This window comes from Bradyrhizobium sp. USDA 3311 (assembly GCF_054062495.1).
Map to the genome: position 1 here is coordinate 8328988 of NZ_JBSSFI010000001.1, position 20046 is coordinate 8349033.

At 66.3% G+C, this 20046-nt stretch carries 19 protein-coding genes; 7 read left to right on the forward strand and 12 right to left on the reverse strand.

All coding sequences use genetic code 11. The features are described from left to right. Nucleotides 1-31 precede the first annotated feature (31 nt). The gene (locus ACVWW6_RS39655; protein ID WP_074077234.1) at nt 32-187 is read right to left on the reverse strand and encodes a DUF3096 domain-containing protein; all 156 of its coding nucleotides are present in this window, start codon (nt 185-187) and stop codon (nt 32-34) included. Between the two features lie 224 nt (nt 188-411). Here ACVWW6_RS39655 and ACVWW6_RS39660 point away from each other — a divergent pair, with 224 nt between their 5' ends. After that, nucleotides 412-765, forward strand: a complete 354-nt coding sequence (locus ACVWW6_RS39660; RefSeq protein WP_038965925.1) for a DUF1236 domain-containing protein — start codon at nt 412-414, stop codon at nt 763-765. 298 nt (nt 766-1063) lie between these two features. Here ACVWW6_RS39660 and glyS read toward each other — a convergent pair whose 3' ends face one another. From glyS to ACVWW6_RS39690, 6 genes are all read right to left on the reverse strand, one after another. Then, nucleotides 1064-3163: a glycine--tRNA ligase subunit beta gene (gene glyS, locus ACVWW6_RS39665; RefSeq protein WP_011085323.1), complete on the reverse strand. Its 2100-nt coding sequence runs from the start codon at nt 3161-3163 to the stop codon at nt 1064-1066. After that, nucleotides 3163-4098, reverse strand: coding sequence for a glycine--tRNA ligase subunit alpha (locus ACVWW6_RS39670; protein ID WP_011085322.1), 936 nt, complete (start codon nt 4096-4098; stop codon nt 3163-3165). Before ACVWW6_RS39670 ends, glyS begins: the two co-directional genes overlap by 1 nt. A gap of 188 nt (nt 4099-4286) precedes the next feature. Continuing rightward, the gene (locus tag ACVWW6_RS39675; RefSeq protein ID WP_028175609.1) at nt 4287-4478 is read right to left on the reverse strand and encodes a hypothetical protein; all 192 of its coding nucleotides are present in this window, start codon (nt 4476-4478) and stop codon (nt 4287-4289) included. Nucleotides 4479-4594: 116 nt separating this feature from the next. Next, nucleotides 4595-5503: a S49 family peptidase gene (locus ACVWW6_RS39680; protein WP_011085321.1), complete on the reverse strand. Its 909-nt coding sequence runs from the start codon at nt 5501-5503 to the stop codon at nt 4595-4597. Nucleotides 5504-5719: 216 nt separating this feature from the next. Further along, nucleotides 5720-6481, reverse strand: coding sequence for a tRNA1(Val) (adenine(37)-N6)-methyltransferase (locus ACVWW6_RS39685; protein ID WP_011085320.1), 762 nt, complete (start codon nt 6479-6481; stop codon nt 5720-5722). Then, on the reverse strand, nt 6474-6701 hold the full coding sequence (locus tag ACVWW6_RS39690; protein WP_011085319.1) for a putative signal transducing protein: 228 nt from the start codon (nt 6699-6701) through the stop codon (nt 6474-6476). Before ACVWW6_RS39690 ends, ACVWW6_RS39685 begins: the two co-directional genes overlap by 8 nt. Before the next feature lie 132 nt (nt 6702-6833). On the opposite strand from ACVWW6_RS39690, the gene ACVWW6_RS39695 reads away from it, so the two are divergent. The 5 genes from ACVWW6_RS39695 to ACVWW6_RS39715 all read left to right on the forward strand — a co-directional run bounded on the left by ACVWW6_RS39695 (nt 6834) and on the right by ACVWW6_RS39715 (nt 11575). Continuing rightward, entirely contained in the window at nt 6834-7841 is a 1008-nt protein-coding gene (locus tag ACVWW6_RS39695) for a polyprenyl synthetase family protein (protein WP_028175606.1), read from the forward strand. A 406-nt stretch (nt 7842-8247) separates the two neighbouring features. Continuing rightward, a complete protein-coding gene (locus ACVWW6_RS39700) occupies nt 8248-8763 on the forward strand; it encodes a winged helix-turn-helix transcriptional regulator (protein WP_304551198.1) in 516 nt (171 codons plus the stop codon). A 1-nt stretch (nt 8764) separates the two neighbouring features. Further along, the gene (gene fabF, locus ACVWW6_RS39705; protein ID WP_028175604.1) at nt 8765-10027 is read left to right on the forward strand and encodes a beta-ketoacyl-ACP synthase II; all 1263 of its coding nucleotides are present in this window, start codon (nt 8765-8767) and stop codon (nt 10025-10027) included. A gap of 44 nt (nt 10028-10071) precedes the next feature. Beyond that, nucleotides 10072-10704, forward strand: coding sequence for a LysE family translocator (locus tag ACVWW6_RS39710; RefSeq protein WP_011085315.1), 633 nt, complete (start codon nt 10072-10074; stop codon nt 10702-10704). Then, nucleotides 10697-11575, forward strand: a complete 879-nt coding sequence (locus ACVWW6_RS39715; protein WP_456682682.1) for an alpha/beta fold hydrolase — start codon at nt 10697-10699, stop codon at nt 11573-11575. The genes ACVWW6_RS39710 and ACVWW6_RS39715 overlap by 8 nt, the downstream gene beginning before the upstream one ends. Nucleotides 11576-11705: 130 nt before the next feature. On the opposite strand, the gene ACVWW6_RS39720 is transcribed toward ACVWW6_RS39715, so the two are convergent. The 3 genes from ACVWW6_RS39720 to ACVWW6_RS39730 all read right to left on the reverse strand — a co-directional run bounded on the left by ACVWW6_RS39720 (nt 11706) and on the right by ACVWW6_RS39730 (nt 16374). Further along, a complete protein-coding gene (locus ACVWW6_RS39720) occupies nt 11706-12590 on the reverse strand; it encodes a 4-(cytidine 5'-diphospho)-2-C-methyl-D-erythritol kinase (protein ID WP_456682683.1) in 885 nt (294 codons plus the stop codon). Between the two features lie 28 nt (nt 12591-12618). Further along, entirely contained in the window at nt 12619-14415 is a 1797-nt protein-coding gene (locus ACVWW6_RS39725) for a tetratricopeptide repeat protein (protein WP_011085312.1), read from the reverse strand. Nucleotides 14416-14712: 297 nt separating this feature from the next. Then, entirely contained in the window at nt 14713-16374 is a 1662-nt protein-coding gene (locus ACVWW6_RS39730) for an electron transfer flavoprotein-ubiquinone oxidoreductase (protein WP_028175601.1), read from the reverse strand. 135 nt (nt 16375-16509) lie between these two features. Here ACVWW6_RS39730 and ACVWW6_RS39735 point away from each other — a divergent pair, with 135 nt between their 5' ends. Beyond that, a complete protein-coding gene (locus tag ACVWW6_RS39735) occupies nt 16510-17325 on the forward strand; it encodes a uracil-DNA glycosylase (RefSeq protein WP_028175600.1) in 816 nt (271 codons plus the stop codon). 117 nt (nt 17326-17442) lie between these two features. Here ACVWW6_RS39735 and ACVWW6_RS39740 read toward each other — a convergent pair whose 3' ends face one another. Together ACVWW6_RS39740 and ACVWW6_RS39745 are read right to left on the reverse strand one after the other, a co-directional pair. Further along, complete coding sequence (locus ACVWW6_RS39740; RefSeq protein WP_456682684.1) at nt 17443-18951, reverse strand: glycosyltransferase family 39 protein; 1509 nt, start codon at nt 18949-18951, stop codon at nt 17443-17445. Nucleotides 18952-19196: 245 nt separating this feature from the next. Beyond that, nucleotides 19197-19982: a ribonuclease HII gene (locus tag ACVWW6_RS39745; protein ID WP_456682685.1), complete on the reverse strand. Its 786-nt coding sequence runs from the start codon at nt 19980-19982 to the stop codon at nt 19197-19199. Between the last annotated feature and the right edge of the window lie 64 nt (nt 19983-20046).

Consider the following 20046-nt stretch of genomic DNA (forward strand, 5'->3'; position numbering starts at 1 on the left):
CGCAAGTCGAAGAGTTCCGGAAAATGAAGGCCTAGAGATGGAGCCACTTCAACAATCCGAGCCCTATCGCACCATTTATGATGAGAAAGATCGCGACGATGAGGTTGAGAAGCCGCGGCATGATCAGGATGAGCACGCCCGCAATCAACGACAGGATCGGCGAAATGTGGGCGACAGTGATGTGCATGAATTATCTTTCCGTGGTGGTGGGGCGAATCGCGGGCGGATCATAGCGGACCCGGTTCCGCGGGTAGAGACGCACTAGGGGTCGCACGAGTTCCCCCCTTCGCGAAAACTGCCCAAAAATGCCGCGAATGCGGCAAGGCATTTTCCGGAACATCGCGCGCGTCGCAGCATTGGCAACCGGTCGCGCCACTGGCGCCGGCTGAAATCATGTCGAAGGAGTTGCCCATGCGGAACAGGATTCTCGCTCTCGCAGCGCTTGGCGTCGCGCTCGGTGCGCCGATTGCGGCACAGGCGCAAACAGGCATTACGGTTGGACGCGCGCCCGTCGTGGTCGACGGCGGCCCGACGATTGCGGTCGAGCAGCGGCCAGCATTCCGCGACTATGTGGTCGAACAACGTGTACCGGCCTTTCGCATTCCGGATCGCGTGGTGGTTGGCGCCACCTTACCCGAGAGCGGCGTGACCTATTATGACGTGCCGCAACGTTTCGGCGCCACCACCTATCGCTACACCGTCGTGAACGGCGAGACCGTGCTGGTCGAGCCGCGCTCGCGGCGCATCGTCGAGGTGCTGGACTAGATCCTCGACGGACACGTTCCTTTCGAGCGAACCGGTATCCACTTCGCTCGAAAACGCATCGTTCAACTCGATGTCCGGCGCGTCAAATCAGGCTGACGCGTGCAGTGTTAGAATCGGACATCAGGCCCCGCCCGGTTTCCCCCGCCGGGTGGGGCTTTTTTGCGCTTCGTCATTCCGGGGCGCGCCATTTGGTGCGAGCCCGGAATCCATTTCTCTGCATCACGCGCGGCACGATGGATTCCGGGTTCGCGCTTCGCGCGCCCCGGAATGACAGTAGTGTTTGCCGCTCGGCCGCGCCTCAATCCTGGATCTTCGAGAAGTCCGCGACCGCACGCGTGGCGCTGCGGATCTCGTTCAGCAGCTTCAGGCGGTTCTCGCGCACCTTTGGATCATCGTCATTGACGCGGACCTTGTCGAAGAACGCATCGACCGGCGGACGCAGCTTCGCCATCGCGCTCATCGCGGCGGCAAAGTCTTCCTTGGCGACGGAGGCGCTTGCTTCCGCCTGCACCTCACTGATCGCCTTCGCCAGCGCCTTCTCCTCGCCGAGGCTGTAGAGCGCAGCATCCGGCGCACCATCGAACGTGCGCTTGTCCTTCTTCTCCTCGATCGAGAGGATGTTGCTGGCGCGCTTGGTGCCGGCCAGCAGGTTCTTGCCGTCGTCGGATTCGAGGAATTTGCCGAGTGCATCGACGCGGCGAACGATCATCAGCAGGTCGTCCTGGCCACCGAGGGCGAACACGGCGTCAACGAGATCGTGCCGCGCGCCCTGCTCGCGGAGCTGGACCTTCAGGCGGTCGGCGAAGAAGGTAAGCAGGTCACCCGGAAGCTTCTGCACATCGGCTGGCTTCACCGACAAGCCGGCGAGTGCGGACGCAGCCACCTTCATGAGCGACAGCCGCAACGTGTTCTCGGCAATCAACCGGATCACGCCGAGCGCCGCGCGACGCAGCGCATACGGGTCCTTGCTGCCCGTCGGCTTCTCGTCGATCGCCCAGAATCCGACGAGGGTGTCGAGCTTGTCGGCGAGTGCCACCGCGACGCTGACCGGGTCGGTCGGCACGCGATCGGCGGGGCCCTGCGGCTTGTAGTGCTCCTCGCACGCCGCCGCGACGGAGGCATCCTCGCCCTGGGCCAGCGCGTAGTACTTGCCCATCAGGCCCTGCACCTCCGGGAATTCGCCGACGACTTCGGTCAGCAAATCCGCCTTCGCCAGATGCGCGGCACGCGCCGTCTTGGCAACATCGGCGCCGACAAGCGGCGCGATCTCGGCGGCGAGCCGCTCGATGCGCGTGATGCGCGCGGCCTGCGTCCCGAGCTCCTCGTGGAACACGATCTGCTCGAACTTCGGCAAGCGGTCCTCGAGCTTGGTTTTGAGGTCCGTCTCGTAGAAGAACTTCGCATCGGAGAGCCGCGCGCGGATGACGCGCTCGTTGCCGGCGATGATCGTCTTGCCGCCGTCGGTGGCTTCGATGTTGGCGACCAGGATGAACTTGTTGGCGAGCTTGCCCGTCTTGGCATCGCTCACGACAAAGCACTTCTGGTTGTTGCGAATCGTGGCGCGGATTACTTCCGCGGGCGTCGCCAGAAATTCCTCCTCGAACGAGCCCATCAGCACGACCGGCCATTCGACGAGGCCGGCGACCTCGTCGAGCAGGTTCTGGTCCTCGACGAGATCGAAACCCTGCGCGAACGCAAGCTGCTTGGCGTCGGTGAGGATCGCGTCCTTGCGGCGCTCGGGATCGAGCACGACCTTCGCGTCCAGCAGCTTCGCTTCATAGTCCTCGAAGCGGCGCACGTTGATCGCGGCGGGCGCCAGGAAGCGATGGCCGTAGGTGGTCTGGCCGGCTTCGATGCCGTCCACCGCAAACTTCACGACATCGGGCTCTTCGGTCTCGAGCCCAAACGTCGCGGTAATCGCGTGCAGCGGACGCACCCAGTTCAGCGAGCCCGGCTTGCCCGAACGCGCGCCCCAGCGCATCGATTTCGGCCAGGGGAAGGTGCGGATGATGACGGGCAGGATCTCCGCAAGCACGTCGATCGCGTCGCGGCCGGGTTTTTCGATCAGCGCGATGTAGAAGTCGCCCTTCGGATCGCGCTGGATCTTGGCCTCGTCCAGCGACTTCAAACCTGTCGCTTTCAGAAAGCCCTGCACGGCCGCATCGGGCGCGCCCATTTTCGGTCCGCGGCGTTCGGTCTTCAGGTCGGGCTGGCGCGCAGGGATTCCGTGCACGGTGAGCGCAAGGCGGCGCGGCGTCGCGAAGGCTTTCGCACCCTCGTAGACGAGGCCTTCGGCGACCAGCTTGTCGGTGACCATGCGGCGCAGATCGTCGGCCGCCTTCGCCTGCATGCGCGCGGGGATTTCTTCCGAGAACAGTTCAAGCAAAAGATCGGGCATCAGGCCGCTCCGCCCGCTTCAGTATGGATCCAGGCCTCGCCGCAGGCCTTTGCCAGCTCGCGCACGCGAAGAATATAGCTCTGCCGCTCGGTCACGGAGATCACGCCGCGCGCGTCGAGCAGGTTGAAGACATGGCTCGCCTTGATGCACTGGTCATAGGCCGGCAGCGCCATCAGGTGCTCTTTCCGGTTGCCCTCGCGCCAGCCCGCGTCGAGATATTTCCGGCAGGCCGCTTCCGCCATCTTGAACTGCTCGAACAGCATCGCGGTGTCGGCAACTTCGAAGTTGTGCTTCGAATATTCCCGCTCGGCCTGGAGGAAGACGTCGCCATAGGTGACCTTGGCGTCGCCGTCGCGGCCGTTGAAATTGAGGTCGTAGACGCGGTCGACGCCCTGCACATACATCGCGAGGCGCTCGAGCCCGTAGGTGAGCTCACCCGCGACCGGCGCGCATTCGAAGCCCGCGACCTGCTGGAAGTAGGTGAACTGGGAGACTTCCATGCCGTCGCACCAGCATTCCCAGCCAAGGCCCCAGGCGCCCAGCGTCGGGCTCTCCCAATCATCCTCGACGAAGCGGATGTCGTGCACGGCGGAATCGATGCCGATCGCGGCGAGCGATTTCAGGTACAGCTCCTGAAGGTTCGGCGGCGACGGCTTCATGATCACCTGGAATTGGTAATAGTGCTGCATCCGGTTCGGGTTCTCGCCGTAGCGGCCGTCCTTGGGCCGGCGCGAGGGCTGCACATAGGCGGCGTTCCAGGGTTTCGGCCCGAGCGCGCGCAGGGTGGTCGCCGGATGGAAGGTACCTGCGCCCATCTCCATGTCGTAGGGCTGCAGGATCACGCAGCCCTGCTCGGCCCAGAACCGCTGGAGCGCGAGGATGAAGCCCTGGAACGAGCGTTCCGGGCGCATATGGGCGGGCAAGGAGGCGTCCATCGTCAGATCAGGCTCTCGCGGGGGGTTTTGAATCGCGCGGGACCGTATCGACGGCAGGGATGGGAATCAAGGCAAAGGGGGTGGAAATGGCCGTCATTCCGGGGCGCCCGAAGGGCGAACCCGGAAGCTCGAGATTCCGGGCTCGGTCCTGCGGACCGCCCCGGAATGACGCCGTGTGGAAGGTGCAGCTAACCCGGCCGATACGCCCCGGTCACGGGGTCACGCTTCAGCGTCTGGATGTCCCCCATATGGGCGGCCTCGGCGACGCGCGCGAGGCGCATCTCCTCCAGCTCCTGGTTGATCCGGACAGCGGTCTTGTAGGCCCAGCGGACCACGGCAAGCCCGCCCAGGACGCCCGCGAAAGCGACGAACGGCGGCATCTGTCGATCCTTGTCTAGTGCTCAGCCCCCACGGACATTCTTGCGCAGACCGGGCCGCGCCGCAATTGGCCCGGCTTCAAGTCTCCTTGGGACCAAATGGCGCGGAAGACCGCGCCCTAGAACCCGAATTTCGCCCAAATCGCCCGCGTTTCGACCGCCGAGATCAGCTCGTCCGGCAGCCCGGCCATTGATTCCAGGGCCGAAAGCTGGCCTGCGCCGGGCGATTTGCGCCCCAGAAGGCCGGACAGCAGCCCGGTCGGCTGCGCGATCACGGGGGTGAGAACCTTCTCGCCATAGCGGGCACGAAGAGTTGAGCGGAGATCGCCGATGCCATCGGCCAGCCCCAGCGCGATCGAACTCGCGCCGGCCCAGTATTCGCCGGTGAACAAGGTGTCGTCCTCGCCCTTGAGCCGCGCGCCGCGGCTCTCCCTCACCAGCGCAATGAAGATCTGGTGGATCTCGCGCTGGAGCGCCTTGAGCTTGGCGACGTCGTCGGGGTTTTCGGGCAGGAACGGATCGAGCATCGCCTTGTGCGCGCCGGCGGTATAGAGCCTCCGCTCGATGCCGAGCCGCTTGATCGCGTCCTGGAAACCGAAGCTGCCGCCGACCACGCCGATCGAGCCGAGGATCGAGGACGGATCGCAGAAGATCTCGTCGCCCGCACAGGCGATCATGTAGCCGCCCGACGCCGCGACGTCCTCGACGAACACCAGCACCGGCAGCTTCTTCTCCGCCGCGAGCTGCTTGATGCGCAGATAGATCTGGCGCGACTGCACCGGCGAGCCGCCGGGCGAATTGATCACCAGCGCCACCGCCTTGGCGTTCCGCATCGAGAAGGCCCGCTCCAGCACCCGCGCGACGCCTGCGAGCGTCATGCCCGGACGCAGCGGCGTCACTGCACCGATCACGCCTGACAGCCGCACCACCGGCACCACCGCCGTGCCGGGGCGGAAGCGCGCCGGCAGATATTGCATGAGCTTGTCGGCCAGGCCGGAACTCTCACGATCGTTCAATTGTTCGGCCATGCCGTTACCTCTGTTTAACCATTTTTTATCACGCGACTGTCATTGAAAGTGCCTGGAACGTGTTTTGCAGAATTCCCGTCGGGAAGCTGCAATGAAGCAGCGGAGGAAACGCCATGAAGATCTATCTGCTGTTGATGCTGATCGGTGCGCTTTTCACGGCGATTCGCTTTACGTCCCCGCAAGAACAGCAGTCGGAATCGCTGCCGCAGTAGGCCGTCACAGCTCCGCCAGCGGCAAGACTGCCCTTCCCTCCAGAATATCCGTCACCTCTTTTTTAGGCACGTGTGACTCTTCGTTAAGCATGAGGCCCGGCAGCAGGCGCGTCGGCGCCCTGCCGCCTTTGATCGCGCGCACCAGCACGCGGATCGCGGGCCGTCCCGCTTCGCCATGAACCGGCAGGATCGCAAGGCTGCCGAAGCCGCGTGACAGCGCTGCCAAAATCTCGGCGATTCCATCCGCGCGCCAGATCAACGTCAGCACACCGTTCGACCGGAGGATACGCCGCGCTGCATGCACCCACGCATGCAGCGTCTCCTCCGTCGCCACATGCGCGATATGGCGCGCCTGGTCCGGCGAGCCGCGATGGCGCACCGGATCGTTGAAGGGCGGGTTCATCAGCACACTATCGACGCTGTCGGGCACGAGCCCATGTGCCACGAAAGCCTGCGCATCGGCCGTGACGTCGAGCACGATCGTCTCGGCGGCAATCGCGTTCGCCGCCGCATTGGCGCGCGCGAGCTCCGCCAGTTCCGGATCGATCTCGACCAGGCTGAGCCTGATCCCCGCCACGCGCCGGCCAAGCGCCAGCCCGGCCGTGCCGATGCCGGCGCCGAGATCGACCACGCGGTCGCCCGCTCTCGCCTCCGTCGCCGCCGCGAGCAGGATGGCGTCATGCCCGGCGCGATGCCCGGACCGCTTCTGCTTCAGCCGCAACTGGCCGCCGAGAAAGGCGTCCTCGGTGATGTCGGCCTCAATCATCGCCGCGCAGTTCGTGGCTGAGCCCCGCCTCGGTCAGGAGCTGCCGGGCCTCCTGGGCGTCGTCCTCATGGACCAGGATCCGCCGCGGCAAAATGCCGAGCGAGCCCTCGATGATGCTCATGTTCTGGTCCAGCACCAGATGATGGATATTGGCGCCGTCGAGCAGCGCGCCGATCGCCGACACCAGCACCATATCGTTGGTCCGAACCAGTTCACGCAAAACGCAGGTCTCCTGCCTGAAAGGGGTTAAGCGGCAAATGTCAATGGTTCCGCGGCACTTGCCGCGTCCGCCTCCAGTTTCTATTGTATTTCCATCAGAATAGCCCTTCCGGGGCAAATATTGGAGACCGGCGTGGCCGTCATCGTACCTTTCGAAACTCCCGGCGCGTCGATCGAAGAGCTGGTTGCCCTTGTCGCCGGTGACATGGAGCGCGTCAACGCCACGATCCTGTCGCGGACCGGTTCTGACGTAACCATGATCCCGGAGGTCGCCAACCATCTGATCTCCTCCGGGGGCAAACGCCTGCGGCCGATGCTGACGCTCGCCATGGCGAACCTTGCCGGCTACACCGGCGACGGCCACATCAAGCTGGCGGCCTCCGTCGAGTTCATGCACACCGCCACCCTGCTCCATGACGACGTCGTGGACGAGAGCGAGATGCGCCGCGGCAAGCTGTCGGCGCGCATGCTCTGGGGCAACGAGGCGAGCGTGCTGGTCGGCGACTTCCTGCTCGGCCAGGCGTTCCGCATGATGGTCGAGGTCGGCTCGCTCCGCGCGCTTGACATTCTTTCCGCGGCGGCCGCCACCATCGCCGAGGGCGAGGTGATGCAGCTTGCGGCCGCCAAGAACACCGCGACCACCGAGGACGAATATCTCGCCGTGATCCGCGGCAAGACCGCCGAGCTGTTCGCCGCCGCCTGCGAGGTCGGCCCCGTGATCGCGAACCGCCCGAAGGCGGAACAGACCGCCTGCCGCTCGGTCGGCATGAATCTCGGCATCGCCTTCCAGCTCGTCGATGACGTGCTCGACTATGGCGGCAAGAGCGCCAAGCTCGGCAAGAACACCGGCGACGATTTCCGCGAGGGCAAGATCACGCTGCCGGTCGTGCTCGCCTTCCGCCGCGGCAACGACACCGAGCGCGCCTTCTGGATCAAGGCGCTGGAGCGCGGCGAGATCGGCGATTCCGACCTCGACCACGCCATCGGCCTGATGAACAAGCACCGCGCGCTCGAGGACACGCTGAGCCGCGCCCAGCACTACGGCGCAATGGCGGTGGACGCCCTGGCGCTGTTCCCGTCGTCGCCGATGAAGAGCGCGCTGGAGCAGGTCGTGGCGTTCTGCCTGGCGCGGTCGCATTAGCGGCCTGAGGGTCTTTCTGCTTCTGCTATCAACCCCGTCATCCTGAGGCGCGAGTGGCGCGATGCGAAGCATCGCGCCGGGAGCCTCGAAGGATGCACGGCCCGGGCCGTCGCCCTTCGAGGCTCGCCGAAGAGGCGAGCACCTCAGGGTGACGGTGTTCGATCAGTGCGCATTGCCCCCAGATCGTCATTGCGAGCGCAGCGAAGCAATCCAGAGTCCCTCCGCGGAAACGGTCTGGATTGCTTCGCTGCGCTCGCAACGACGGAGCAAGGCGCGCAAGCCCTGCTCGCCAATTCGCATTTTCAAATCACAGAGACAGGTTCGCAATCGCACAACTCGCCCGCGCGCGATGAAGCTGCTCACCTAGTAACTTGCATTTTGCAAGTTACTCTCCTATCCTCCCGCCATGCAGCCCAAATCCCCCTCCATCCTGGAATGCCCGGTCGGCCGCGCCGTGGAGACGGTCGGCGAATGGTGGAGCATTTTGATCCTGCGGGATGCGTTCCAGGGCGCGACGAAGTTCGACGAGTTCTCGCAAAATCTCGGGATCGCGCCGAACATCCTGTCGCGGCGCCTCGCCCATCTCACCGCGTCAGGCATGTTCGTCCGCCGCCGTTACAGCGAGCGGCCACCGCGTTACGAATATGTGCTGACGGACAAGGCGCGGGATTTCTTCCCCGTGGTCGCCGCGCTGCTCGCCTGGGGCAACAGGCATCTCGCACCGAAGGGTGAATCCATTCTGCTGGCGAGCCGGGCCGATCGTCGACCGTTCGACCCGGTCGTGGTCGATGCCGCCGACATGCAGCCGATCACGCTCGACAATGCGGTCATCATCGCTGGGCCGGGCGCCAGCCGCGGGATGCGCAAACGGCTCGCTTCGCTCAAGGCCATGAACCCGGCCATTGCGCCGGCTGGAGACTGACATGCGTCGTATCGTCGTGACGGGAATGGGCGCGGTGTCGCCGCTCGCCTGCGGTGTCGAGCTGTCCTGGCGCCGGCTGCTCGCCGGCCAAAGCGGGCTGCGTCCCCTGCCCGAATGGGCGCAGGCGCTCCCCGCACGCATCGCGGGCCTCGTGCCCGACAAGGCCGGCGATGCGGACGGCGGCTTCGATCCCGCGCAGGCCGCCGCGCCGAAAGACCAGCGCAAGATGGACCGCTTCATCCTGTTTGCGCTGCTCGCCACCGCCGAGGCGGTCGCGCAGGCCAAATGGACGCCGCAGGATGCGAGCGCGCTGGAACGGACCGCGACGGTCATCGGCTCCGGCGTCGGCGGCTTTCCGGCGATGGCGGAGGCGGTGCGCATCACCGAGCAGCGCGGCGTGCGCCGGCTCTCGCCATTCACGATCCCCTCGTTCCTCGCCAATCTCGCCGCCGGCCACGTCTCGATCAAATACGGCTACAAGGGACCGCTGGGAACGCCGGTCACGGCCTGCGCCGCCGGCGTCCAGGCGATCGGCGATGCCGCACGCATGATCCGCGCCGGCGAGGCCGACGTTGCGATCTGCGGCGGCGCGGAGGCCTGCATCGACATCGTCAGCCTCGGCGGCTTCGCCGCGGCGCGCGCGCTGTCGAGCTCCTTCAACGAGGAGCCGAGGCGCGCCTCGCGCCCGTTCGATCGCGACCGCGACGGCTTCGTCATGGGCGAAGGCGCCGGCATCCTGGTGATCGAGACGCTCGAGCATGCGCTGGCGCGCGGCGCGACACCGATCGCGGAGATCGTCGGATACGGCACGACGGCGGACGCCTACCACATGACGTCGGGGCCGCCCGATGGCGACGGCGCGCGCCGCGCCATGGAGATCGCACTGCGGCAGGCGCGGCTTGAGCCCGGCGAATTGCAGCATTTGAACGCGCATGCGACGTCGACGCCCGCCGGTGACGAAAGCGAGCTTGGCGCGATCGGCGCGCTGTTCGGCCGTAGCCGCAGCATCGCGGTGAGCGCGACCAAATCGGCCACCGGCCATCTGCTCGGCGCCGCCGGCGGGCTGGAGGCGATCTTCACCGTGCTCGCCTTGCGCGACCAGGTCGCGCCGCCGACGCTCAATTTCGAGAACCCCGACGCGAGCGCTGATGGCATCGACATCGTCTCAGGTAGCGCGCGGCCGATGCCGATGCGGCACGCCATCTCCAACGGATTTGGCTTCGGCGGGGTGAATGCCAGCGTGATCTTCCGCCGGATGGACTAAACGACGGGCCTTGCAATCGCCCCAAGCATCGCTACGACAGCAGGATGACCGACACGAATTTCTGGCTGTTCCTTGCCGCGGCGTCTCTCATTGCCGCCATTCCCGGCCCCGGCATTTTCTACGTCGCGGCGCGGACCTTGTCCGAGGGGCGCGGCAGCGGCTTTGCCTCGACCGCAGGCACGGCGCTGGGCGGGCTGGTTCATGTCGTCGCCGGCAGTCTCGGCATCTCCGCCATCATTCTCGCCAGCGCCGAGCTGTTTGGCGCCGTCAAATTCGTCGGCGCGCTCTATCTGGTCTGGCTCGGCATCAAGACGTTTCGTAGCGCCGGCCGCGCACTGTCACTGGAGAGCGAGCCCGTCGGCGACAGGCGCGCGTTCCGCGACGGCGTGCTGGTCGAGGCGCTGAACCCGAAGACCGCGGCGTTCTTCCTCGCCTTCATTCCGCAATTCCTCGATCCCATGGGATCGAACCCCACGCTGCAATTCATCGTGCTCGGCGCGATCTCGGTGACGCTGAACACGCTCGCCGATGTCGTCGTGGTGCTGATGGCGTCCGCGACGCGCACGCAACTGATCGGACGGCCGCACCTGATGCGGCGCCTCACCCAGGGCTCCGGCGTCTTCATCGCGGGCCTCGGACTCTCGCTCGCGCTGGCGCGGCGGCCGGCAAATGGCTAGCGCCCCGCAAAGCCGCTTCTATGAGTCGCACGGCCTGCGGCTGCACTATGCCGATTGGGGCAACGCGGGCGCGCCGCCCCTCATCCTGGTCCACGGCGGCCGCGATCATTGCCGCAGCTGGGACGTCATCGCCAGATCGCTGCAACCGTATTTTCACGTGCTGGCGCCCGACCTGCGCGGCCACGGCGATTCCGACTGGACCAAGGGCGGCAGCTACGCGCTGACGGAATATGTGTACGATCTCGCCCAGCTCGTCCGCGGCGTCGCAGCGCCCCAAGTGACTCTCGTCGGCCATTCGATGGGCGGCATGGTGAGCCTGATCTTTACAGGGTCGTTCCCCGAGCAGGTCGCGAAGCTGGTCGTGTTCGACGGCGTGACCATGTTGCCGGACGCGCCGAAGCCGCCGGCGCACGAGCGCATCGGCAAATGGGTCGGCCAGCTCGACAAGCTGCACGACCGCACGCCGCGCCGCTATTCGACCCTCGCGGATGCCGCAGCGCAGATGGTGCTTCACAACAGGCGGCTCTCCCGCGACCTCGCGCTGCATCTTGCAACGCACGGCGCGCGACGGAACGAGGACGGCACCTATAGCTGGAAGTTCGATCCCTACCAGCGCGCCTCTGCGCCGCACCGGCTCTGGCCGGACGATCACGTCGAACTCTGGTCGCGCATCGCCTGCCCGACGCTGTTGCTGAATGCCGGCGAAAGCTTTCTGGCGGGTGCCAGGGCCGCAGGCCTGGAGCGCTATTTCCCGCAGGCGCGTGTCGAGACCATCGCCGGCGCGGGGCACTGGCTGCAGCATGACAAGCCGCAGGAGGTGTTGGGTGAGATCCGAACATTTCTCGGGCTCGCCGAGGACGGCGCGGGTTAGTTCCACTGCCGCAGGGTGGGCAAAGCGAAGCGTGCCCACCACTTCGATCACGTCACTTGGATGCATGGTGGGCACGGCGCTATCGCGCCTTTGCCCACCCTACGGCAGTGTCGTCGGAGAAATACCTAAATTAGCTCAACGTCCCCGCATGCACCCACCAGCCGGGGTGATCGCGCCGGATCTTTTCCGCGGCAGCATGGGCCTCGGCCGGCGCGCCATAGATCGCAAAGCAGGTCGCGCCCGAGCCGGACATGCGGGCGAGCTTGACGCCCGCGGAATCGCGCAAGGCTTCCAGCACCTCGCCGATCACGGGCTCGATGCGCAGCGCAGGCGCTTCGAGATCGTTTGGGACACTGTCGAGGACTTCGACCCAGTCGGCAATCGAGGCGCCCTCCTCCGGCCAGGCCGGGGCTCCGAGCACGGAGGTGGCACCAACCAGCAGCTCGCCGTTGCGCAGGCCCAGCTCCTGGAACACATCCTTGGTGGCGACGGGCACGCGCGGATTGACCATCACGCAGGGCATGCTCGGCAGCGCCAGCGGCAGCAGCTGCTCGCCGACGCCGGTCATGTCGCAGGCGCGCGAATACAGGCACACCGGCACGTCGGCGCCGGTCGCGAGCGCGACCTTCTGGAGGCGGGGATCATCGAGCGACAGGTTGTTGAGTCGCGCCAGCAGCCGCAGCGCTGCCGCTGCATCCGCCGAGCCACCGCCGATGCCGGCCGCGACGGGCAGCACCTTGTCGAGCGCAAAGGCGCCCAGCTTCAGGTTCGGCACGGCCTCGGCGAGAAGCTTTGCGGCCTTGAACACGAGATTGTCGGACGTCTCGCCGCATGCTGCGGCCAGCGGTCCCGTGGTGGCTAGCTTCAGCTCGCCGCCCGGCTCCAGCGTGAGCCGGTCAGCGCAGTCGGCAAACGCCACCACGCTTTCGAGATCATGATAACCATCGGCACGACGGCCGACCACGCGAAGGCTCAGATTGACCTTCGCGCGCCCCTCTTCAATCAACGCCGGCATCGGCGACACGCCCCCAACTTCACTCAGCTTAGCCGCCCTTGCCGTCGTCCTTCTTCTTCTCCGCCTGCGCGGCCGAAGAGTTCGAATTGTCCTCGGTGAGGCCGTTGGCGATCTTGGCCTCGATCTTCGGAAGCTCATCCGGCTCGGGCTTGAGATCGCGGGCGTGCGACCACTGGAATTTGGCTTCCAGCGTGCGGCCGACGCGCCAATAGGCATCGCCAAGGTGATCGTTGATGGTGGGATCCTCGGGCTTGAGATCGATCGCGCGCTCGAGGTTCTTCACCGCCTCTTCGTAGTTGCCGATGCGGTAGTAAGCCCAGCCGAGCGAGTCGACGATGTAGCCGTCGTCGGGACGCTGCTCGACGGCGCGCTTGATCATCTTCATGCCTTCGTCGAGGTTCACGCCCTGGTCGATCCAGGAATAGCCGAGATAGTTGAGGACATGCGGCTGGTCGGGCTGCAGCTCGAGCGCCTTCTTCATGTCGGCTTCGGCCTTGGCCCACTGCTTGGAGCGCTCCTCGCAGATGCCGCGATAATAGTACCAGACGCTGTTGGCCTTGTCGTTGCCGGCCGGCAGCACGTCGACGCCCTGCGAATAGGTCGCGCCGCAGTCGCCGAACTTCTTGCGGCCGCGCTCGATGTTGCCGAGCGCCATGATGGCTTCGAGATCCTTGGAATCCTCTGACGTGACGCCCTTGAGGATCTTGATCGCCTCATCGGTGCGGTCGGCGGAATCCAGATCGATGGCGAGCTGGATCTGCGCGTTGCGCTTCAGCGGCGAGGTCGACGGCACGCGCTCATAGACCTTGATCGCCATCTGCGGCCGCTTCACCGATTCATAGAGATCGGCGAGCGAGAGCAGCGCCAGCGGATGGGTCGGCTGGAGGTAGAGCGAGAGCTGGAGATAGACCAGTGCCAGATCCTCGCCGCCGCGGCGGGTCAGCGTGGCGCCGATGCCGTAGAGGGCCTCGGCAGCGCCGGCCTGCGCGGAATCGACCAGCGGCGGCAGCTTCTTGCCGGCCTTGGTGTCGCGCAGCCCTTCCACGATCAGCGGATGGCGGGCGAGCTTCTTGTCGAAGGCCTGGTAGACGGTGGTCGCGGCGGCCGCATCCTTGTTGCGCGACAGCCAGCGCGCATAGGCCTCGGTGACGCGCAGCATGGAATCGTCGAGCTTGTAGGCGCGCTCGAAGCGCGTGCCGGCGTCCTTCTCCTTGCCGGCGAGTTCGAGGATCATGCCGGCGTGGAGATCCTTGAACAGCGGATACCATTCCGGACCGGCGAGCTTGTCGATGGTGGCGACAGCACCCTTGGAATCGCCGGCGCCATAGGCCGCCCAGCCCGACAGCAGCGTGGCGACGAGATCGGTGATGGGGCCGCGGATCGACTGGTTGATGTTGGTCTGCGCAGTCGCGTATTTCTTCATCTTGAGATCGTGCACACCGACGACGAGGCGCGCGACGCGGTTGGTCTTGTCGATGGTGAGGACACGCTCGGCGAGCTTGACCGCTTCGTCGATGTCGCCGTCGGCGACCGAGGAGATGAAGGCACGGTCGAGCAGCTCGTTGTTCTTCGGATCGGTGCGGAGCGCCGAGCGGTAGAATGCGGCGGCCGAGGTTGCGTCGCGCTCGACGCTGGCGTGGCGGGCGGCGAGATAGCTGCCGGAGGTCGTGAGCGACTTCAGATCGTTCCGGGTCGGAAACTGCGCCGCCGTATCGGACGGATGATCCGGCGTCTGCGCCAGGACCCTGCCGGGGACCGTCGCGATCGCTGTGCCCATGAGGGCGATGGCGGCGACAGTCCAGCGGTTGAAACGATTTGAAAGCATCGGGGCTCGCCTTGAGTTGGTAGTGCCTGGGTTTGCAGCAGAAAGCCGTCTCGCATGCGAACGCGGCCGGTGGCATCGGGACCCGGAACCGTCAGGTCGGACAATGCCGCTTTTGGCGGTTTACCGCAAGGATTCGGACCGGGCGATCGCCTCCGAACGCCCCAAATCGGACAAGAGCGCCCCAAGACGCCGCCACTATGGCCTTATCGTGGCCGCGACAGGTGGCCGCGGCCCGGTTCTCACGCGAACGTGCGGCAGATCACCCTTTGTGACCAGATCCGCGCTGATTGGCCCGCCCTACATCGCCTCGTAGTTCGGACCGCCGCCGCCCTCCGGCGGAACCCAGGTGATGTTGCCGTTGGGGTCCTTCACGTCGCAGGTTTTGCAGTGAACGCAGTTCTGGGCGTTGATCTGGTAGCGCGGGCTCGCCCCCTCCTCCACCCACTCGTAGACGCCGGCCGGGCAATAGCGATTCGAGGGACCGGCGAACACGTCGTGCTCGGAGGTCTTCTGGAGGTTCATGTCGGCAACCCGGAGATGGACCGGCTGGTCCTCCTCGTGATTGGTGTTGGACAGGAATACCGACGACAGCTTGTCGAACGAGATCTTGCCGTCCGGCTTCGGGTAGTTCCTCGGCGCGTGGCTCTTGGCCGGATCGAGCGTCGCGCGATCGGGCTTGGAATGCGACTGGGTACCGAACAGCGAGGCGCCGAACAGCGTGTTGCACCACATGTCGAGTCCGCCGAGCGCGACGCCGAGCACGGTGCCAAACTTCGACCACAGCGGTTTGACGTTGCGGACCAGAAAGAGGTCCTTGCCCACGGAGGAGGAACGCCACGCGTTCTCGTACTCGACGATCTCGTCATTGGCGCGATCGGCCGCAAGCGCTGCTGCGACATGCTCGGCGGCCAGCATGCCGGTGCCCATCGCATTGTGCACGCCCTTGATGCGCGGGACGTTGACGAAGCCGGCCGCGCAGCCGATCAGCGCGCCGCCGGGGAAGCTCAGTTTCGGCACTGACTGATAGCCGCCCTCGGTGATGGCGCGCGCGCCATAGGCGAGCCGCTTGCCGCCTTCGAAGGTGCCGCGGATCGACGGATGGGTCTTGAAGCGCTGGAACTCGTCGAACGGCGACAAATAGGGATCGTCGTAGTTCAGATGCACGACGAAGCCGACGGCGACGAGATTGTCGTCGTAGTGATAGAGGAACGAACCACCGCCGGTCTTCAGGTCGAGCGGCCAGCCGAATGAATGCTGGATCATACCCTTCTGGTGCTTGGCGGGATCGATCTGCCAGACTTCCTTCAACCCGATACCGAACTTCGCCGGCTCGCTCTTGGCGTCGAGCGCGAACTTCGCAATCAGCTGCTTGGTCAGGCTGCCTCGGGCGCCTTCGGCGAACAGCGTGTATTTTCCTAGCAATTCCATGCCGCGGGTAAAGGAGTCCTTCGGCTTGCCGTCGCGGCCGATGCCCATGTCGCCGGTGGCGATGCCCCTGACCTTGCCTTCCTCGTCATAGAGCACCTCGGCCGCGGCGAAGCCCGGATAGATCTCGACGCCGAGCGCCTCGGCCTTGCGCGCCAGCCAGCGGCAGACATTGCCGAGCGAACCGATGTAGCAGTGATGGTTGTCCATCAGGGGCGGCATCATGAAGTTCGGCAGCTTGATCGCGCCGCCGCCCGTCATCCAGTAGAAGCGGTCGTCCTTCACCTGCGTCTTCAGCGGACAGTCGGAATCCTCGCGCCAGTCGGGAACAAGCTTGTCGAGCCCGGCCGGATCGATCACGGCGCCGGAGAGAATATGCGCGCCGACCTCGGAGCCCTTCTCCACCACGACGACGTTGAGATCGGCGTTGAGCTGCTTCAGCCGGATCGCGGCCGACAGGCCCGAGGGGCCGGCGCCGACGATGACGACGTCGAATTCCATGGATTCGCGCGGGGGAAGTTCTTCGGTGCTCATCTGATCTCAGCCCTTGAGACGGTCCTCGGTCGTTTGCGCCCTCTTGTTTCCGATTTTTCCGGATAGGACAACCACGGAAATGCGTTCCGGTGGGATGCATGGCGCCCCAAACTGATATAAAAGTCTGACTTTCGCATGATCCCCGAACCCGCCCCCACCGTCCGAGAGCTTCTCGCCTTCTATCTGGAGGCCGGTGTCGACTGCGCGCTCGCGGAGGAGCCGATAGACCGCCTGGCGGAAATGGACGCCCCGCCGCCGGTCCCGCGCGCAGCAGCGCCGGTCGAGGCGCCGCGGCCGGTCGCCGCGCCCGCGGTGATCCGCGGCGAGGCCGCACCCGCGCCCGACGTCGCGATCGCCTCGGCACGCGAGGCTGCGCGCACCGCGCCGACGCTCGAGGCGCTACGCGAGCTGATGCAGGGCTTCGAGGGCTGCGCGCTGAAGCACACCGCAACAAGGCTGGTGTTCGCCGACGGCAATCCGCAGGCGCGCATCATGTTCGTCGGCGAGGCGCCGGGCCGCGACGAGGACATCGAGGGACTGCCCTTCGTCGGGCGCAGCGGCAAGCTGCTCGATCTGATGATAGGGGCCATAGGCCTCAACCGCACCACGGCCTACATCGCCAACGTGATTCCGTGGCGGCCGCCCGGCAACCGCACGCCGACGCCGCAGGAAACGCAAGTGTGCCTGCCCTTCATCCAGCGCCAGATCGAGCTGGTGAACCCCGACGTGCTGGTGACGCTCGGCAATCCCTCGACGCAGACGCTGCTCGGAACGCGCGAAGGCATCATGCGCACCCGCGGCCGCTGGTTCGACTACGAGACCGCTGGGCGCACCATCCGCGCGCTGCCGACCTTCCACCCGGCCTATCTGCTCCGCTCGCCGTCCTACAAGCGGCTGGCCTGGCAGGATCTGCGGGCGATCGCGAAGGTGCTGGGGCAAGGCACGGTGTAACCACACACACCGTCATTCCGGGGCTCGCGAAGCGAGAGCCCGGAATCCATCGAGCGGCAGAGTTGGTGGATGAATGGATTCCGGGTTCGCGGCTTTGCCGCGCCCCGGAATGACGGGTTAGGCCCCCTTCGGCCGCACGATGGCCCAGCCGATGCGCAGCAGCTGCTGGCGGCCGGTCACCAGCCATTCGAAGGCGCGCGGCACTTCCGGCACTATGCCGGGAAAGCGCTTGAGGATGTCCGGCGGCGGCGTGCCCGCGGTGTCGGCGGCGCGCCAGACCACGACGCCGCCGGTCTCGCTGAACTTGGCCTGATTGATCCACGGCGTGCGCGCGGGCTCGGCATCGATGAACAGATGTGGGCGGCCGGAGTGCAGCGCGATCAGGCTCGCAAGCTGGGTCTCGCCGGCCACCGCACGCAGGCGATGGTTGGTGCGGCGGGCAAAGCTGTCATCGAAAAAATCCGAGATCGCACGCGCCGGCATCGAGGTCGCGATCTCATTGGCGCCGGTCCAGGGCAGGAACAGGACGGCGAGCACGACGCCGGCGGCGGGCGCCACGACGGCGGCGGCCCACACCGTCCGCAGCATCCGCGCGCGGCGCATCGCGATGAGATCGCCGGCACCCACCGCCACGGCGAGCCCCGCCATCACCAGTACCACGCCGGCACCGCCGACGACGGACTCGAGCCCGAACAGGCCGGAGATCAGCACCGCACCGAGCGCCGGCGCCAGCGCGAAGAAATAGACGAAGTTGCGCGCCAGCGGCTCGACCGGCGGGCGGTAGATGATCGGCGCCTCCTCGCCCTTGGCGAGGAACAGGCCGGTGTTGAGGAAAGTCAGCGCCGGGATCGCCGCCGCGCCAAGCACGAGCCCGCCGAGCAGCCAGGCCGCGTGGATCGCGCGGGCGCTCAGCTCGGCGACCGCAGGCAGGGCCGGCAGGACCAGCGTCTCGGCGCGCATCAGCCAGACCGCATAGGGCAGCGCGAGCACGGCGACAACGATCAGCGCGAACAGCGGATCGAGCGCGAGCAGCGTGCGGCGGCCGCCGGCGGTCGCAAACGCGAAGACGACGAGCAGCAGGAGCAGGAAGACCGCCGCGGGCGTCGTCAGCAGCAAGAGCCCGGCCTCGATCGACCAGGCGAACCAGGCGTTGCCGCGGCGCTGGCCGATGATCTGCCAGGAATGCAGCAGCAGCAGCGCCCACAGCGGCCGCGCCAGCACCAGCGGGCCGAAATCGAGCGCGGGCGAGGAGAAGGCCAGCACCGTCATCGTCAGCAGCACGGCCAGCACCGCCTGCTGCGAGCCGACCACGGCGCGGGAGAGATGGTAGAGCGCGATGAAGGTCGCGATCTCGCAGACCTCGGCCAGCACATAGACGCCGAACATGTGGCCGCCCGCGGCGCGATAGGCGATGTCGGCGAGCCAGACCGGCAGCGGCGGGCCGAGATCGGTGCCGACCTGGTATTCCCTGCCGAAGGCCAGGAGGGTCGCAAGGGTGCCGGGCGGGCTGCGATAGAACGCCAGCGCCACGAACAGCCACATCGCGGCCTGGAGCAGCACGACGATCCACACGATCAGCCGCGGCCGGGCGCGAATGAGCTCGATGACCAGGGAGGTAAACCGCATGCAACGCCCGAAAGATGCAGCCAACCCGTCCAGCCGGCCCTATTCGCTCACGAGTGTTTTGATAAAGGGCGCTACGCGTTGTGGCAACGACCGTCTGCTCGTCATGCCCGGGCTTGTCCCGGGCATCCACGTTCTTCGTACCTCGGCAAAGACGTGGATGGCCGAGACATAGGCGAGCGGAAGCGACGCCATTCTTCGGACGGCTAGGCCCGGCCATGACGATGTGGAGGTTGCGGGACTAAACCCTAGAGATTCGCCGACGCGTCGATCTCAACGCTTGCTTCCACCTGCACCTCGACCTCGGTCGCCGCGAACAAGTCGCGCACCGGCTCGGCTGTCCAGGGCATGTGCTTGGCGCGGGCGGCGGCGACGGGGGCGAAGAAGCTGCGGTGGTGGACGGTCGGGCCGAGGCGGTTCAGCGCGTCGAGATGCTCGGGGACGCCGTAGCCCTTGTGCTGCTCGAAGCCGTAGCCCGGGCAGTCCTGCGCCAGCGCGCACATCAGCCGGTCGCGCGTCACCTTGGCGACAATGGACGCCGCCGCGATCGACAGGACGATGCCGTCGCCGCCGATCACGGCCTCGCAGTCGCATGCCGTATCGAGCCGGTCGCGGCCGTCGACGAAGACGTGGCGGGGCGCCTCGGGCAGCGCCACCACGGCGCGCTTCAGCGCCCACAGCGAGGCGCGCAGGATGTTGTCGCGGTCGATCCGCGCGGGCGAGGCGACCGCGACCGAGACCTGCGCGGTGGCGCAGATCTTGTCGAACAGCTTTTCGCGCTGCTCCGCCGTCAGGCGCTTGGAATCGTCGATGCCACGGGGAATGCGGTCGGGGTCGAGAATCACTGCGGCCGCCACCACGGGACCTGCGAGCGGCCCGCGGCCGGCCTCGTCGCAGCCCGCAACCGGCCAGATGCCGCGCTTGATCAGCGCGCGCTCGCGGCGGAAGCTCGCCTTGACGGGCGCGGCCTCCTTTACAGCAGCCTTCTTTGGCGCGTCCTTGGCCGGTCTTTTGGCGGATTTATCCCGAATCATGGCGGGGATCGTGCGCAAGCGGCCCTGCTTGCGCAACCGGGAACCCCTCGCAATTCCCGTTATT